Origin of the sequence: Aeromonas sp. A35_P, from assembly GCF_002259925.1 — a bacterium.
GTDB lineage: Bacteria > Pseudomonadota > Gammaproteobacteria > Enterobacterales > Aeromonadaceae > Aeromonas > Aeromonas dhakensis.
Window position 1 is genome coordinate 1 of record NZ_NEVB01000018.1, and the last position, 14,208, is coordinate 14,208.

Annotated in this window: 9 protein-coding genes, 2 pseudogenes and 1 riboswitch; of the genes and pseudogenes, 3 read left to right on the plus strand and 8 right to left on the minus strand. The window is 65.7% G+C overall.

Translation table 11 applies throughout. From position 1 onward, the window contains the following. On the minus strand, positions 1-597 hold a 597-nt coding region (locus tag CAK78_RS01700; RefSeq protein ID WP_217900804.1), incomplete at its 3' end, for a M12 family metallo-peptidase. A 20-nt stretch (positions 598-617) separates the two neighbouring features. After that, on the minus strand, positions 618-1,196 hold the full coding sequence (locus tag CAK78_RS01705; protein WP_176452634.1) for a hypothetical protein: 579 nt from the start codon (positions 1,194-1,196) through the stop codon (positions 618-620). 332 nt (positions 1,197-1,528) lie between these two features. Here CAK78_RS01705 and CAK78_RS01715 point away from each other — a divergent pair, with 332 nt between their 5' ends. Continuing rightward, positions 1,529-3,724: a glycoside hydrolase gene (locus CAK78_RS01715; RefSeq protein WP_094696149.1), complete on the plus strand. Its 2,196-nt coding sequence runs from the start codon at positions 1,529-1,531 to the stop codon at positions 3,722-3,724. A gap of 21 nt (positions 3,725-3,745) precedes the next feature. Here the strand turns inward: CAK78_RS01715 and CAK78_RS01720 are convergent, their stop codons facing one another. Together CAK78_RS01720 and CAK78_RS01725 are read right to left on the minus strand one after the other, a co-directional pair. After that, the gene (locus CAK78_RS01720) at positions 3,746-4,537 is read right to left on the minus strand and encodes a substrate-binding periplasmic protein (protein WP_094696150.1); all 792 of its coding nucleotides are present in this window, start codon (positions 4,535-4,537) and stop codon (positions 3,746-3,748) included. Between the two features lie 77 nt (positions 4,538-4,614). Continuing rightward, the gene (locus CAK78_RS01725; protein ID WP_094696151.1) at positions 4,615-6,462 is read right to left on the minus strand and encodes a M3 family metallopeptidase; all 1,848 of its coding nucleotides are present in this window, start codon (positions 6,460-6,462) and stop codon (positions 4,615-4,617) included. Between the two features lie 290 nt (positions 6,463-6,752). Here CAK78_RS01725 and CAK78_RS01730 point away from each other — a divergent pair. Then, positions 6,753-8,444 (plus strand): annotated as a pseudogene (locus CAK78_RS01730) (methyl-accepting chemotaxis protein). A gap of 265 nt (positions 8,445-8,709) precedes the next feature. Further along, positions 8,710-8,795: riboswitch (cyclic di-GMP riboswitch) on the plus strand. 61 nt (positions 8,796-8,856) lie between these two features. Then, positions 8,857-10,281, plus strand: a complete 1,425-nt coding sequence (gbpA, locus tag CAK78_RS01735) for an N-acetylglucosamine-binding protein GbpA (RefSeq protein ID WP_094696152.1) — start codon at positions 8,857-8,859, stop codon at positions 10,279-10,281. Between the two features lie 82 nt (positions 10,282-10,363). On the opposite strand, the gene cbl is transcribed toward gbpA, so the two are convergent. From cbl to cysT, 4 genes and pseudogenes are all read right to left on the minus strand, one after another. Then, a complete protein-coding gene (gene cbl, locus CAK78_RS01740) occupies positions 10,364-11,311 on the minus strand; it encodes an HTH-type transcriptional regulator Cbl (RefSeq protein ID WP_005308577.1) in 948 nt (315 codons plus the stop codon). 176 nt (positions 11,312-11,487) lie between these two features. Next, a pseudogene (locus CAK78_RS01745) lies at positions 11,488-12,409 on the minus strand (sulfate/molybdate ABC transporter ATP-binding protein). A 22-nt stretch (positions 12,410-12,431) separates the two neighbouring features. Then, positions 12,432-13,313: a sulfate ABC transporter permease subunit CysW gene (cysW, locus tag CAK78_RS01750; RefSeq protein ID WP_094696153.1), complete on the minus strand. Its 882-nt coding sequence runs from the start codon at positions 13,311-13,313 to the stop codon at positions 12,432-12,434. Then, positions 13,310-14,149 carry a sulfate ABC transporter permease subunit CysT gene (gene cysT / locus CAK78_RS01755; protein ID WP_176452635.1) on the minus strand — a complete coding sequence of 280 codons (840 nt, stop codon included), beginning with the start codon at positions 14,147-14,149 and terminating at the stop codon, positions 13,310-13,312. The genes cysW and cysT overlap by 4 nt, the downstream gene beginning before the upstream one ends. Positions 14,150-14,208: the final 59 nt, after the last annotated feature.

Here is a 14,208-nt window from a genome sequence, read left to right on the forward strand (position 1 = left end):
GTCATGGGTAATCAGGTAGTGGTAAGTGCCCCCCGTGCCATCTTGCAGGCGGGAGTGGTTGAGCCCCATGTTGTGACCCAGCTCGTGTGCCAGCACCACGTCGCCACAGCCGGTGGCCGTGACATGGCTGAACATGCTGCCGGCATCCTGGGAGACATCCCCGTCGGCATACGCCTTGCGGCCATCGCTATAGGTCGCGGAACCACCAACCCAGGCCAGCCCGCAGCTGCCGTGATCACCGGTCTGGGGGCGCATCAGCACCACCATGTCGGCGCCATAACGGGTGCGCAGGGTCGGTACCTGCTTGAAAGCCGGATCCTGCTGGTAGGTCACCGCGTTGAGCGCGGATTCGTCGGTGCCTCCATCCGGGTAATTGACCTGCTGGTCGTGCACGCTCCGCACCGTCAGATCCAGGCCGCTGGCGGCATAGATCTGGTTGGTGACGTTGATCATGTGCTGGATCCGGGTCTGCGCATCCCCCTGATAGCGGGCCGCCAGCCCAGGGCTGTGCAGCACCATCAGGTCGATGGTTTCCGCCAGCACGGGAGTCGCCCCGAGCAATCCCGCAATCATGATCCCCAAGGTAGTTTTCTGCATGTGATCTTCCTTTTCTGTTGTTATTGGTGAGTCGGGATCAGGGCGTCATCGCCGCCATGACCCAGATCCAGCGGCGGGTTCTTGTAAACCCAGCCCTTGCCTCCCAGGGTCTCGACGGAGTAACTGCCTTGCGGCGTGCCGATGAACCCGAAAGTCGCTTGCTTGCCGACGGTGAAATTGACCGGATAGCTGTCACCGTCGACTCGAATCTCCCCTTGCCAGTTGCGCTCCCCGCCCCGCTCCAGATCGCTGCCCTGCAGGGCGATCGGCTGGGGTTGCTCGACCGCATCGCCGGGCTCCGCCAGCGGAAAGTCCGCATCCACCTCGGCCGCCTGCCAGGGGGTCTCCAGCTGCTGGCTGCCATCTTCCCGCAGCCGATCCGGCTTGGCGGGGGGCGTGACCGGCGCCGGTTTGAGCGCGGGTACCGGCGTGGCGGCGAGCGGCGTCAGCTCCGCCAGCGGGGCCGACTCTGCCGCACGCGCCTCATCCCCGGCCGTCATTGCGCCGGGCGCCACCGGCTGCGACCACAGCCACCAGCCGATCACCCCGGCCAAGAGGGTGCACAACGCCAGCCCAAGCCCCCATTTCGCTCTCTTCATACTGATACTCCAGTCAAAAACAATCCTTATAAAACAATGAATTGCATTCAAATTGAGGGGGCATGCTAGAAACTGGCAACAAGGCTGGCACCCCCCTATATGGGGCGTCTGAAAAATCGACGCTGGTGTTTGCACACATCCATTTGAGTCGACAAAGCCAGCGCTGGCGGGGGCTGAGGAAGGGTTCGAATGATGCTTTTTTGCTGCGATAAAACGTCCGTGAAAGCGACCGGCATGACTCCCTTCACCCCATATGGGTTAAACAGATTTGGCTGTACCGGGAGGCTGACTGCGGCGTACCCTGATGGCATTGATCAGGTCAAGGATGTTGCATGAACGGTTTGCGGATAACGGCGCCAGCACTGGGCTGGCTGGCAATTTCATGGCTGGCGGCGCCGCTGGCCGCCGCCCCCCTGACCCTGCAGGGCGGGACTCAAAGTTACAGCATCGATCCCGATACCCTGGCCATTGCGGTGAACCGGATCCCGGTCAGCGCGGGCCAGCCCGCCCGCCAGGTCGATCAACTGCAACAGGATGACCAGCAGGCCAGCTGGCGCTGGCCCGCCCAGGAGGCCAGGGTGGAGGTCAGGCTGGATGGCAACGACCTGCTGCTGACGCTTGCCAGCGACAGTCCCCGTCAGCTGACCTGGTACAGCCTGCCGAGAAACCAGACCCACCTCTCCCTCGCCATCGGCGAGGGCAGCCGCTTCTCGGTGCGCGACAGCGACTGGCTCGGCTATGTCGGCGACGAGCTGGCAGAGCTCAACACCCACTACGACCTCAAGCTGCCGCTCTGGAGCCAGGATGCGGGCAAGCAGACCTACAGCTGGATCCTGCAGAGCCCCTACGACAACCGGCTCAAGTTCAGCCGCCAGGGGGGCCGGCTGCAGCTGAGCGCCAGCCACGAGTTCAGCAGCTTCAACGCTCAGGCGCCCATGGTGGTGCGGCTGAGCGTGGGGGATGACTGGCTGGCAGGGGCGCGCCGCTACCGGGCGTGGCTGCAGAGCGAGGGGGCCTGGCAATCCCTGGCCGACAAGATTGCCCGCGTCCCGGCCGGGCGGCGACTGATCGGCGCCAGCCATGTCTACCTGTGGGGGGATGCTCTGCTCGATCGGCAGGACGTGACCGATTGGCCCGCTCTGCAGGCCAGATTGCAACAAAAGCCGGAGTGGCTGCAGACCTTCAACGCCGAGGAACGGGAGGCGCTGGCCGCCGCCCATCCCGAGGTCTGGCAACAGAGCCTGATCATGACCGGCCTCAACCGGCTGATTGCCAGCCTGCTGCCGCTACCTGCCCAGCAGGGGCCGCAGGCCCAGAGCAAGGTGCTGGCCCTGCGCCAGCAGTGGGTCAAGAGCCAGTTCGGCACACAGCTGGTGGCGCAGGAGCGCTGGGGCCAGGGGTTGTCGCTGCCGGTGGTAGAAGCGCTGCAGCAGGCGAGGCTGCACAAGCTGTGGCTCGGCACCCCGCAGTGGACGGCGGCCCTGCAGCAGGGCTATGCCCTCACCGCCGCCCAGCGCCAGGGCTATCTGGTAGGCAGCTATGACTCCTACGATACCGCCATCGCGCCCGGCACCAACGACAGCTGGCTCACCGCCCAGCTGCCGCCGGCGATCGGCAAGCGCTGCGCCATCGTCGAGGCCAATGGCAAGCCCAAGCCGGGCTTTGGCGGCGAGGGGGTCTATCTCAACCCCGGTTGCACCCTGCCCTTTGCCAAGGGGCGAATGAGCGAGCTGGCCAAGGCCAGCGGCATCAACAGCCTGTTCCTCGACGTGGACGGCACCGCCATGGCCTCCAACGACTACAACCCGGCCCACCAGCAGGGCAGCCAGGCCATGGTCGCCGACCGCAACGCCCGCATGAGCTGGGTGGGGGAGCACCTCGGCCTGGTGCTGGGCTCGGAGGATGGCAACGCCCTCACCAGCAAGCCGCTGCTGTTTGCCCACGGCATCCAGAGCTGGGGCTTTGGCTGGGAGGATGCAGCCATGCGCAAGCAGGCCAAGTCCCCCTACTACCTCGGCAAGTGGTGGCCGGACGAGGCGCCGCAGGTCTTCTTCCAGCCCGCCCGGCTCAAGCCACGCTACCTGAAGACGGTGTTCAATCCGGCGGATCGGCTGCCCCTCTATCAGGCGGTGTTCCACGACTCCGTGCTCAACAGCCACCACTGGCTGCTGGACAACCTGAAATTCCCCGGCATCAAGGAGGAGCGCGCCCTGCTCGGCCTGCTCTACAACACCCCGCCGCTGGTCAACCTGAGCCGCAGCACGCTGGCCAGTCGCCTGCCGGAGCTGACGCGGCTGAGCGAGCAGTTCGCCCCGCTGCACGAGGCGCTGTGGGACAAGGCGCTGGTGGGCTTTCGCTGGCGTGACGGGGTGGGCCGGGTGCAGGAGACCCGCTTCTCCGACGGCAGCCGGCTGGTGGCCAACTTCAGCCACAACTCCATCATGATCGACGGCCACAAGCTGGCGGGCCGGCAGCTGCTGGTGGCGCTCAAGGGCAAACCGGTCAGCGTGCTGAAGATCCAGGGCTAGGCCCGGCGGGGTGACGGGGGATCAGAAGGGGGCAGCCCCGCCGGGCGAGACGGTGGGCTGCGCATGGAGGTTGAGCCAGCGCCGGCGCAGGGTCTCCAGCGAGCCATCCTGGCGCATCTGGTCGAGGGCCTGCTGCAGGGCCTGCACCTTGGCCGGCTCCGTCGCCAGGTTGAGGGCAAAGTAGTACTGCTCGCTGTCGTCATAGACGAACAGCGGGGTGAGCGCCTCGAAGCCGTGCCCCAGCTGGTGCATGTGAAAGGCCGCCCCCAGATCCAGCGCCGTCACCAGCTCCACCCGGCCGCGCAGCAGCATGCGAAACTTGTCCTCCTCGCTGTTGACGCTGACCGGTGCCAGCCCCTGGCGGATCAGCTGCTGGGCCGAGGCCGAGTTGCGTACCACGGCGATCCGGTAGTCGCTCGCCTCCTTCAGGCTGCGGGGCTGGATGTCGGTGCGCGAGCTCAGCCGCCACACCCTGATGGTGCGCGGCCCGACCGGCCCCACCCACTGGAACTGGTGCTCCCGCTCCGGGGTGCGCGCCACCGAGAAGAGGATGCTGCCCGCCCGATAGCGGGCATTCTGATAGGCCCGCGCCCAGGGCAGCAGCTGGATGTCACCGCGCACCGCCAGGCCGCTGCGCGCCAGCAGGGCGTGCAGCAGATCCACCGAGAAACCGCTCACCGGCTGGCCGGCCAGCTGGTAGTTGTAAGGGGGCATCTGCTCGGTCAGCGCCTGCAGTGCCCGGGCCGGCTGCGCCAGCGACCCCGTCAGCAGCAGCGTGGCCAGCAGCCACCTCCACCGCGCTCTTGTTCCCACCCTCGCCTCCTTCCCATGAAAAACAGACCCCTGCCGCGGCAGGGGTCTGACATAACGCGTGTTCACCGGCTTGCGCCTCAGTGACTGGTGGTCGCCTCCTGATAATGGTGGCGGATCCAGCGTTCGAAGCCGGCCAACATGGCTTCCTCTGAGTCGCTATTGTCGGCGATAAGCTGGTCGCCGTGAACTACCCGAATGCGGGCATCGAGCGGTGCCCCCTCGCCGGCCGGCGGACGCTGACGGGCCGCCGCCATGCAGGCTTCGGCCTGCTGCCACGCCTCGGCCACGCTCTGGTTGCACACCGCGGCCAGCGGGCCGGCGCTGAAGCCCTTGCCGGTGAGGCTACGCAGGGTTTCGTCATGGGTCATGCCGTTGCCCGGCCCCCAGTAGTGGGCGGCCAGATCCGGCCCGATGCGCGGGTTGTCGGTAAGGTAACCATCGCGCTTCAGGAAATAGGCGCGGGTCTGCTCCACCGCCATCAGCGCCAGCAGGTAACCGTGGTAGGCACAGGCCGACTCCTGGTTGAGCAGGTGCGGGATGGCCAGCAGCGGGCGCGGGCTCTCCACCCCCAGGATCTGGCGCTCCCAGCGGCGGGCCAGCGCCAGCACGGCAGCCGGGGTGCGTTCGGCCTCGTCCATGGCGTAGAGATCCCGCTCGAAGTAGGCCACCAGCGCGATCTGGCGCTCGTTGAAGGCGCGAAACGGCTGGCGTGCCTCGATCATCGCCTTGATCAGCGCATCCGGGATCGGCTCCCCCGCCGCATCTCTGGCATAGCGCTTGAGCCAGTCCGCGTCATCCAGCAGGCTGTCGCAGAACATCGACTGGGTCTCGGCATAGGCCATGGAGGTAGGCGGGAACTCCTGGGAGAAGCAGGGGGCGTTGCCGGTGACGTTGGCAAAGTGCGCCGCATGGCCCCCCTCGTGGAACAGGGTGTTGAGCCCGCTCCAGCCGCTGCCCACCTGGGCCGGGTCGGCCAGGCTGGTGAAGTTGACCACCGCCGGCACCCACTCCCCCTCTTGCCAGAAGCTCGGTACCGGGCCGTGGCAGAAGCCGTTCTCGTATTTCCCCTCCCGGGTCAGCAGATCCAGAGTGAGGCTGGCGCCGCGGTACTGGATGCCGAGCCGACGGAAGCTCTCGACCCAATCCTGCAGGGCGCGGGAGAAGGGCACGTAAGGGTCGAGCTGGCGGGTCACGTCGCCGCTCACGCTGTAACGCAGGTTGTGGGGCAGCAGAGCCGCCTCCCCCTTGGCCGCTTTCAGCTCGGCCAGGCTCTGGTGCAGCCGCTGCTCGGTGCCGGCGATGAAGTCGTCGAGGATGGCGAACAGCTGCGCCGGGCTCATCTGCTCGTTCTTGTGCACCTTGTAGTCGAAGTAGTCGCGATAACCCATGGCCCGGGCGAAGCGGTTGCGCAGCGCGACTATGGCCAGATAGCCGTTGTCGACCACCCAGTTTTCCAGGGTGTGGAACATGGCGAGCGCGCTCTGGCGCACCGCCTCGTTGCTACTGGCGGCCAATGCCGTGCTGGCGGCGGGCAGACTGCCTGCCACCTCGCGGCCCTGCTCGTCCAGCAAGGTCAGCTTCAGCTCCCGACGGCGGGCGAACAGCGCCGCCTCGGCGGCCACCAGCTCGTCCATCAGGGCGGCGGCGGCCGGCGCCTCGATGACGTTGCATTCGAAGAAGGCGATCCAGCCTGCCAGACCGCGCTTGAGCTCGGTCTCCTCGGCCATGGCATGCATCTCCCGCAGCACCGGCAGGCGCGCCGGATCGGCGCAGAATGCCTTGTAAGCCTGCTCGGCGGCGGTGAAGCCGGCCTGATCGTCGCTGGTACCCATGTAGGTGGACCAGAACAGATCCTCCTTGCGCCTGTGCACCTGCAGGTAGTCGGCGTTGAGCTGGTTGAGATAATTCCTGGCAATGGAACTCATAAATTCCCTCTTGTTATGGGGCAGCACGGGGTGCCCACTCTTTTTTGGTGAAATGCCGACTCATTCACATTTTCTGCAAATAATCCGCAAATGGTGCGCCGGGATGCGCGCGAACACGCTACCAAAAGCGAGGGTTTCTGTCTGCTGGCTATACTGGTGTCAAACTTCTCAATTGGCGTGCTGTCGCGCCAAGCCTTTGAAAGTTAATTAAATGTTAAATGAAAAATAATCAGGGCCAGCCGACAGACTGGTCACCACCAGACCCGCATGGGAAAGTTAAGGAAGAGACTATGTTCAAGCTCGGTGATATTGCCGTGAGCCGCAAATTGATGCTGTTGCTCTCACTGGCGCTGGTCGGCTTCATCGCACTGCTGCTCATCTCCGCCAGTGCCCTGCAGCGCAATCTGATGAGTGAACGGGAAGCCAGGCTGCAGGCCGTGCTGGATCTGGCCATGAGTCGGATCCAGGCGCTGGCCGCCACCCTGCCCGCCCCGCAGGCGCAGGCCGAGGCCAGGGCCATGCTCAACAGCATGCGCTTTGACGGTGACAACTACCTGTTCGTGCTGGACGAGAACCGCCGGATGCTGGTGCACCCCGTCCGGCCCGAGCTGGTCGGCCAGCAGATGGGCGAGAGCGGATCCGCCACCGCCGGCGCGCACTGGCAGCGGATGGTGGATCTCGGCAGAGGGGGTCAGCAGGGTCGGCTGGAGTACCAGTGGGTCTCCCCTTCTGGCGAATCGGCCCAGAAACTGTCGCTGGTGGCCGGCTATTAGCCCTGGGGCTGGATCCTCGGCTCCGGCGTGCTGCTGCAGGACATCCAGGCCACCATCTGGTCCCAGTACCAGCTGATGGGGGGCGCCACCCTGCTGGTGACCCTGCTGATGGGGCTGCTGGGCTTTGCCATCAGCCGCTCCATCGTCAACCCGCTGGCCGAGATCAACCGGGCCATGCAGCAGGTGGCCGCCGGCGATCTGGTGGTGAGCATCCCGGTGCACGGCAAGGATGAGCTGGGGGCCGTCGCCAGCTGCACCAACCAGGGACTCAGCGCCATCCGGCACGCCCTGCTGGAGGCAAGCCAGGGGGCCGGCAACGTGGCGGATGCCGCCCTGCGCATCGCCGCCTCCGCCGAGCAGACCAACCAGGCGGTCAACAGCCAGCGGGATCAGCTGGCCCAGCTCGCCACCGCCATGAACGAGATGAGCGCCACCATCGCCGACGTGGCCGGCCACGCCGAGAACACCGCCCGCGATACCCAGGACGCCACCAGCGAGGCCGGGCTCGGCAACCGGGACGTGCACGCCAGCGTGCACGGCATCCAGGCGCTGGCCAGCGAGGTGGAGCAGGCCACCTTGCAGGTCAACCAGCTCAAGGAGGGGGTGATGCAGATAAGCGAGGTGACGGCGGTCATCAGCGCCATCTCGGAGCAGACCAACCTGCTGGCCCTCAACGCCGCCATCGAGGCGGCCCGCGCCGGCGAGCAGGGCCGCGGCTTTGCCGTGGTGGCCGACGAGGTTCGCCAGCTGGCGAGCCGCACCCGCCAGTCCACCGAGGAGATCCAGAGCACCATAGCCCAGCTGCAGCAGCGGGCGGTGAGTGCGGCCGACGCCATGGACGCCAGCCGCAAGCTGGCGGAGAGCAGCGTCGGCCAGTCCGAGAAGGCGGGCCAGGATCTCTCCCTCATCGTCAACCACATCCAGCACGTCAGCGACATGGCGACCCAGATCGCCACCGCGGCGGAACAGCAGAGCATGGTGGCGGAGGACATGAACCGCAACGTCAGCGGCATCAACGACTCGGCGCTGGAGATGTCCCAGTCCGCCTCCCAGCTGGCCCAGGAGAGCGAGCTGCTGGCCGGACTCTCCCGCAGCCTGGACGAGCGGCTGGCCCTGTTCAAACTGGGCTCGGCCAGCCACCAGCCGGCGGCCCAGCCGCGGATGCCGCAACCGCCGCGGCAGGAGGATCGCCCGCGCCTCCGCTACTGATCCGTCCTGGCTTGTCGCAGCGCACGCCCCCGCCAGATCGGCTGGCGGGGGCGTTTTTCATTGCGAAAAAATGCCAAATATTTGCATCTTGTCGACCTGTTCGACGAACTTGATCCCATGGTGCCGAGTTAATAGCCATTAAAAAACAGAATGTTAAGTGTTTGCTCTACTCCGATGAGGTCAAGCTGTAAAGAATTACACTTAATTATTTAATCAAAAATAGCCATGATGAGTTGTCGCCAAACGCGACACCACAACCCTTTATGTAGTCATTTGGCAAACTGGTTGAAAGGCCAGGACGCAAAGCCTCCGGTCTAAAGACATGTCGTCCAGGATAGCGGGGTTGCCACACAGTGTTTCGGGGAACGCCCCTGCCAACTTGACTGCCCACATCTGTCGAACAGAGGAATGTATGGCAGCAAAAATCCAACTCAATCACGTCGCTGCGACGCTGGCCCTGCTGGTCAGTGGCAGCGTGCTCGCCCACGGTTACATCAGCCAGCCGGAATCGCGCAACTATCTGTGCAAGACCGGCGGCAACAGCCAGTGCGGCGCGGTGCAATGGGAACCCCAGAGCGTGGAAGGCCCCTCCGGCTTCCCGCAGGCCGGTCCACCCGATGGCCAGATCGCCTCGGCCGGCAGCGCCAGCTGGGGCGAGCTGAACGCCCAGACCAGCGACCGCTGGACCCGCCGCGAGGTACAGGCCGGCCCCTTCGCCATCAGCTGGACCTTCACCGCCAACCACGTCACCCGCAACTGGCGCTACTACCTCACCAAGCAGGACTGGAACCCGAACCAGCCGCTGACTCGCGCCGCCTTCGAACTCACTCCCTTCTGCGTGGTGGACGGCAACATGACCCAGCCGCCCAAGCAGGTCACCCACCAGTGCAACCTGCCCGAGCGCACCGGCTATCAGGTGATCCTGGGGGTGTGGGAAGTGGGTGACACCAGCAACAGCTTCTATAACGTGATCGATGCCAACTTCAAGGGCGGCACCCAGCCACCGCTGGAATGGAGCCAAGGCGGCACCATCTACCCCTCCACCGAGCTGGCGGTCGGCGACAAGGCCAGAACCCTGGTGTTCGATGCCAACGGCGTGCGCCCCGATCTGCAGACCGAGCTGACCATCGCCAGCCCGGAGCAGGGCCAGAAGAACAACTGGGCCCACGCCCTGGCGAGCAAGATCAATGCAGAGCAGAGCCAGATCCGCGCCGGCCAGCAGAGCGGCGAAGGCCAGTTCAACCCCGTCTACGGCCAGAACCCGGTCTACTTCAAGGCCGGCAGCGCGCTGGAGCGGGTCGAGATCCAGCTCGAGCAACAGCAGCCACCGGTGAGCAACGGCGTCAGCGTGAGCGGCCTGGAGAGCGAGTACCTGCTCGACGAGGGCAAACTGACCCTCAACTTTACCGTAGCCGCCGAGGGCGATCTGACCGTGACCAACACCCTGTATGATCACGGTGGGGCCGCCAAGGGACAGACCAGCGCCGACATCAAGGACAGCAGCCACAGCTTCACCATGCCGCTCACCGGGCTCAGCGCCGGTCACCACCAGCTGGTGATCGAGGGCAAACCCAAGGCCGGTGGCGAGGCGGTGCAGCAGACCCTGGACCTGATGCTCAAGGATCCGGCCGCCGGTGGTGACTACCAGTTCACCTTCCCGGACGGGCTCAAGTCCTACACCGACGGTACCAAGGTGCTGCAGCCCAAGAACGGCAAGGTCTACCAGTGCAAGCCCTTCCCCTATCGCGGCTGGTGCAGCCAGTGGTCGGCCAGCGCCACCCAGTATGAACCCGGGGTCGGTAGCAATTGGCAGGACGCCTGGATCCTGGTGAACTGATCCGCAGGCGCAGCATGACGCCATCAACAAAACGGGGAGCCACAGGCTCCCCGTTTTCTCTGGTGTTCTCTGGTGTGACAGCTCAGATCTGGAAATCGATGGCGGGCTCGCCGCCCATGGCGCGGGCCTGAATGTCCGCCAGCGCCAGCTCGGGGTTGCAGAGCTGGATGAACTGCCAGGCGAAGTTGTGCTGGAACTGTCCCTGCTTGAGGCCGATCCAGGCGGTGTGGGGCGCAAACAGCCGGCTGCCGTCCAGCTGCACCAGCCCCTTGTCGCGCTGGGTGTCGAACGCCATGTCCGCCAGTATGCCCACCCCCATCTCCAGCTCGACATAGGTCTTGATCACGTCGGAGTCCTGCGCGGTCAGCAGGATCTGCGGGGCTATGCCGGCCTCGGCAAACGCCTCGTCCACCCGCGCCCGCCCGGTCAGCCCGGCCTGATAGGTGATGATGGGCCACTGGGCCAGCGCCGCCAGGGTCAGCTCCTGCTCGGCACTGAGCGGATGCTGCTCCGGCACCACTATGTTGTGGTGCCAACGGTAGTAGGGAAACGCCACCACCCCTTCGCTCTTGTCGAGCTGCTCGCTGCTGATGCCGATGTCCACCTCGCCGGTCTGCACCAGCCGCACTATCTCCTCCGGACCGCCCTGACGCAGCTCCAGCTGCACCAGCGGGAACTGCTCGCGAAACGCCTTCACCACCCGCGGCAGGGCGTAGCGGGCCTGGGTGTGGGTGGTCGCCACCAGCAGCCGGCCCGAGTCGCGGTTGGCGAAGGTGCTGGCCAGCTTGCGGATGTTCTCGGCATCCCCGAGGATGCGCTCGGCGATCACCAGCAGCTCCTTGCCCGGCTCTGTCATGCCGAGCAGCCGCTTGCCGTAGCGGATGAACAACTCGATCCCCAACTCCTCTTCCAGCTCGCGGATATGGCGACTGACCCCGGACTGGGAGGTAAACAGGGCATTGGCCACCTCGGTCAGGTTGTAATCCCGCCGTGCCGCCTCCCGAATGATTCGCAACTGCTGAAAATTCACGTCATCGCCTCCTGCGCTGACCGGCCGGTCGGGGCCCTCCCCGCCGCCTTGTTGTTATCTTGTCTGGCTACCCGAGCCTGAACTCTGGCCGCCATACTGACCTTGTTGCATCCCAGGCGGGCAGACTCCACCCTGGTCACGCTGCTTGCCTGCGCGGCCCCCCAGGGGCCTGCCACTTAAATCTGGTAATCCGGGTAGAGCTGGGCCTGTCTGGCCACCAGCCGCACCCCCTGGCCCGGGTGGAAGGCGCGGGCCGCCTCCTTGCTCAGCTCGGCCTCGAAGTGTGCACCGTTTGTATCCCCATTGCCACGCAGTTCCACCCGGATGCGCGGCCCCATGGGCAGCAATCGGGTGATGGTGGCGCTGATGCCGCCCGGCGCATCCGCCGGCACTATCTCCAGCTCGTGGGGACGCACATAGGCGACGGCCGCGCTGCCTTCCGCCAGCTGGGAGCTGATGGGCCCGCCCAGCAGCTGCTCGCCGATGCCGAGCCCCTGCCCGGCCACCCGGCCGCGAAACAGGTTCACGCTGCCGAGGAAGCTGTGCACGAAGGAGCTGGCAGGCTGGTCGTAGACCTCGGCCGGGGTACCGATCTGCTCGACCTTGCCGGCGTTCATCAGCACCACCCGATCCGCCACCTCCAGCGCCTCCTCCTGATCGTGGGTGACGAACAGGCTGGTAACGTGCAGCTCGTCGTGCAGCTCGCGCAGCCACGTGGCTGAGCTGCACCAGATCCAGCAGCTCCTTGACCCGGGCGCGGATCGCCGCCTCGGCCGGTCGCTCGCGGCGCGGCTTGACCCGCAGGCCAAACGCCACGTTTTCGAACACCGTCATGTGGCGAAACAGGGCGTAGTGCTGGAACACGAAGCCGACGTTGCGCTCGCGCACGTGCAGATCCGAGGCATCCTCGCCGCGGATGATGACGTGACCAGAGTCGGCCTGCTCCAGCCCGGCGATTATCCGCAGCAAAGTGGTCTTGCCGCAGCCGGAGGGGCCGAGCAGCGCCACCAGCTCACCGTCGTGAAAGTCGAGGTTGATGTCGGCCAGCGCCGCATACTGATTGAAATGCTTGTTGAGTCCTTGTACCTGAATGCTCATGGCAGCCTCTTGAATTCGGTGATCAGTGAGAGTGAACGGGCTGGGCACGCAGCCGGGCCAGCAGGGTGAAGATCCCGAACAGGGCCAACAAGCTGGCTACCGCGAAGGCGGCGCCGGTCTGGTACTCGTTGTAGAGGATCTCGATGTGCAGCGGCAGGGTGTTGGTCTGGCCGCGAATGTGGCCGGAGACCACCGACACGGCGCCGAACTCCCCCACCGCCCGGGCGGTACAGAGCAGCAGGCCGTACATCAGGCTCCAGCGGATGCCGGGCAGGGTGACCCGCCAGAACATCTGCAGGCCGCTCGCCCCCAGCATGATGGCCGCCTCCTCCTCTTCCGGGCCGCGCGCCTCCATCTGGGGCAGCAGCTCGCGCACCACGAAGGGCACCGTGATGAAGGTGGTGGCCAGGATGATGCCGGGGGTGGCGAAGATCACCTTGATGTCGTGCTCGCTCAGCCAGTCACCAAACCAGCCGCGGCTGCCGAACATCAGCACGAACATCAGCCCCGCGATCACCGGCGACACGGAGAACGGCAGATCGATGAGGGTGATGAGCAACTGCCGGCCCGGGAAGCGGAAGCGGGCGATGGCCCAGGCGGCGGCGACCCCGAACAGCAGGTTGAGGGGTACCGAACAGAGGGTCACCAGGGCGGTGAGGCCGAGGGCGCTGAGGGCGTCCGGCTCGCTGATGGCGTGCCAGAAGAAGCTCAATCCGGGGGACAAGGCCTGGATAAAGACGGTGGCCAGCGGCAGCAGCAGCAGGGCGGCAAACCAGCCGAGGCCGACCGTGATCAGCAGCCACTTGACCCAAACCGGCTCGCGGATGACGGGGGGCTGGCGCACCGAGGTGGTCGGCACCGCCTCGCCCGTGGCCAGCGCCAGGCTTGCGTTGGATGCGTTCATATCCGGCTCCCTCCGATACGGGCCCAGCTCCAGGCCTGCAACTTGTTGATAAGCAGTAACAAAATGAAAGAGATCAGCAGCATGACCACGGCGATGGCGGAGGCGCCTGCGTAGTCGTACTCCTCCAGGTGGCTCATGATCATCAGCGGCGCGATCTCCGACACCATGGGCAGGTTGCCGGCGATGAAGATGACGGAGCCGTACTCCCCCACCGCCTGTGCGAAGGCCAGGGCAAAGCCGGTCAGCAGGGCCGGCACCAGGGTCGGCCACAGCACCCGGATGAAGGTCTGCCAGCGATCGGCGCCCAGGCTGGCGGCAGCCTCCTCCTGCTCGGTCTCGGCTTCCCGCAGCACCGGCTGCAGGGTGCGCACCACGAACGGCAACCCGATGAAGGTGAGCGCGATCACCACACCGATGGGGTTGTAGGCGAGCTCGATGCCAAACGGGGCGACCCACTGCCCGATCCAGCCGTTGGGGGCGAAGATGGCGCACAGGGCGATGCCGGAGACGGCGGTGGGCATGGCGAACGGCAGGTCGATCAGGGCATCCACCAGTCGGCGGCAGGGGAAGGTGTAGCGCACCAGCACCCAGGCCAGGATCAGGCCGAACAGGGCGTTGAGCAGCGCCGCCACCAGGGCGGCCCCGAAGCTCAGACGAAAGGAGGCGAGCACCCGCGGCGAACCTATCACCTGCCAGAACTCGGCCAGGGTCAGATTGTTCACCGCGAACAGCACCAGCGCCGAGAGCGGCAGCAGCACCAGTACGCCTAGGTAGAGCAGGCTGAAGCCGAGGGTCGGGCCGAAGCCCGGCAGCACGGAGTAAGAACCAAATCGCATAACGCATCCGTTTGTTATGAAAAAAATTAGATACAGCGATTCTGCGCACTCCTGTCAGG